The following is a 2,153-nucleotide window of genomic DNA, read 5'->3' as shown; positions in this document are numbered from 1 at the left end:
GGCGCTTTATCGTGGTGGAGCAGCCCGCAATGGCCCGCATCGCCGCACTGACCGAGGAGGCCGGCACGCGCCTCGGAAAATCCTCGGAGGACATTGCCAAGGGCCGCAGCCAGTTCGACCAGGGCCAGCTGGCCGTGGTGGTGGTTGAGGTGCAAAAACACAGTCCCAAAATCCCGGCCGTGGAACAGACCTACTCCGCCGGTGCCGTCTGCCTGGCGCTGCTGAATGCCGCTCTGGCTTCGGGCTGGGGCGCCAACTGGCTCAGCGGCTGGGCCAGCCATGACCGCGGGTTCTGCAGTGCGGCCTTTGGCCTGGCCGGCAACGAACGTATCGCCGGCATTGTCCACATCGCCACTGAAAGCTCTGCCCCGCCGGAACGCCCGCGCCCGGACCTGGACGCCATAACCACCTGGGTGAGCGCATGATCTTTACCGCTTTTTTCAAAACCCTTGGCCAGACTGGCGATCCGCGTTTCCGCAAGGTTCTGTTCCTGGGGCTGGGCCTAACGATTGCCCTGCTGATCGCGGCATACGCGGGCTTTCTGATGCTGATCCAGTGGCTGGTGGGGCCGGAAGCAACCGTGCCGCTGCTGGGTGAAGCCACCTGGATCGATGACCTCTTGTCCATCGGCTCGCTGTTCTTCATGCTGGTGCTGTCAGTGTTCCTGATGGTGCCGGTGGCCTCGGCCATCACCTCGATGTTCCTCGAGGAAGTCGCCCAGGCGGTGGAGGACAAGCACTACCCCGCCCTGCCCCCGGCATCCAAGGTGCCGTTCTGGGATGCGGTCAGGGACACGGTGAACTTTCTCGGCCTGCTGATTGCGGCCAATATTATGGCGCTGTTTCTTTACTGGATGTTTGCACCGGCAGCCCTGTTCATCTTCTGGGGGCTCAACGGCTTCCTCTTGGGCCGGGAATATTTCACCCTGGCTGCTGCCCGCCGTATCGGCACCACCGAGGCCAAGAAGCTGCGCCGAAAACATGCCACCACGATCTGGGCCGCCGGCACGCTGATGGCGATGCCGCTTTCGGTGCCGCTTGTGAACCTGGTGATCCCGATCCTGGGCGCCGCCACTTTCACCCACCTCTATCACGCGCTGTCCCGCAGATAGGCAGCCTTCCCGGCTGCAGCCGGTCCAAGTTGGAATTAGCGTTTTGGGAGGCAGTTCTGCCCCTCAAGCGCTTCTCAGCAAAAACTCTTCTTATTATCACTTTGCGATGCATTCAGCTCCAGCCCGGGCCGGGCTAGCTGCCACCGCGCCGCGCGCCCGCGCGGCGCCACGCCCAACCGGAGCAGATGCATTTTCAATGCATTCAAACCGGACGGGAGCCATTGTTCCCGAAAACCGGAATGCCTGCGGTTCAGTCCCGCTCAGGCAGCATCCCCATCCAGTCGAAATCACGCACGCTGATCACTTCGGACAGGATAATCCCGGCAGTAATGCCCCAGATCAGTGCGGCAACCCCGGTGGTGATCCAGGCCTTTTGCTTCAGAAAATGCTTCTCCGGCGCCCCCGCGTGGGTGCCGGGCATCACATCGCCCTTGTCACCCTGGGTCTCCAGCCGGATCGGGATAATCACCAGAAAGGTCAAAAACCAGATCACCGCATAAAGCACGATCGCTGATGTAACACCCATGGTTCCGGCCTCCTGAATACGCCCCGCCCCGCAACCGGGGCAGGACGCTCATAGCGTCAAACTTCTTCGAGTTCCACCAGGCAGCCGTTGAAATCCTTAGGATGCAGGAACAGCACCGGCTTGCCATGGGCGCCGATCTTCGGCTCACCCGAACCCAGCACCCGCGCGCCCTCCGCCTGCAAATGATCGCGGGCCGCCAGAATGTCCTCTACCTCATAGCAGACATGGTGAATGCCGCCCGCCGGGTTCTTTTCCAGAAACCCGTTGATCGGCGAGTTTTCCCCCAAGGGATACAACAGCTCGATCTTGGTATTGGGCAATTCGATAAACACCACAGTGACGCCGTGATCCGGCTCATCCTGCGGGTCGCCGACCTTGGCGCCCAGCGCGTTGCGGTACTGGGCGGATGCGGCCTCCAGATCGGGGACGGCAATGGCAACATGGTTCAAGCGGCCAATCATCTCTGTTGTGCTCCTCTCACAAACTTTTCCTCCGCTCAGGTTATGGGGTGGATGC

General features: G+C 61.6%; 4 protein-coding genes. 2 read left to right on the top strand and 2 right to left on the bottom strand.

The genetic code is table 11. The features are described 5' to 3' along the window. Together A2I95_RS33045 and A2I95_RS33040 are read left to right on the top strand one after the other, a co-directional pair. Positions 1–425: nitroreductase family protein (locus A2I95_RS33045; protein ID WP_291736641.1), on the top strand; the 425-nt coding region annotated here is incomplete at its 5' end. Next, positions 422–1,111 carry an EI24 domain-containing protein gene (locus tag A2I95_RS33040; protein WP_291736639.1) on the top strand — a complete coding sequence of 230 codons (690 nt, stop codon included), beginning with the start codon at positions 422–424 and terminating at the stop codon, positions 1,109–1,111. The genes A2I95_RS33045 and A2I95_RS33040, both read left to right, overlap by 4 nt. Before the next feature lie 250 nt (positions 1,112–1,361). Here A2I95_RS33040 and A2I95_RS33035 read toward each other — a convergent pair whose 3' ends face one another. Together A2I95_RS33035 and mce are read right to left on the bottom strand one after the other, a co-directional pair. Next, on the bottom strand, positions 1,362–1,637 hold the full coding sequence (locus tag A2I95_RS33035; RefSeq protein ID WP_291736637.1) for a DUF1467 family protein: 276 nt from the start codon (positions 1,635–1,637) through the stop codon (positions 1,362–1,364). 56 nt (positions 1,638–1,693) lie between these two features. Further along, positions 1,694–2,098: a methylmalonyl-CoA epimerase gene (gene mce, locus A2I95_RS33030; RefSeq protein ID WP_019296058.1), complete on the bottom strand. Its 405-nt coding sequence runs from the start codon at positions 2,096–2,098 to the stop codon at positions 1,694–1,696. Between the last annotated feature and the right edge of the window lie 55 nt (positions 2,099–2,153).

Source organism: Leisingera sp. F5, from assembly GCF_001593695.1.
This window is presented reverse-complemented; position numbering and strand designations above follow the sequence as displayed.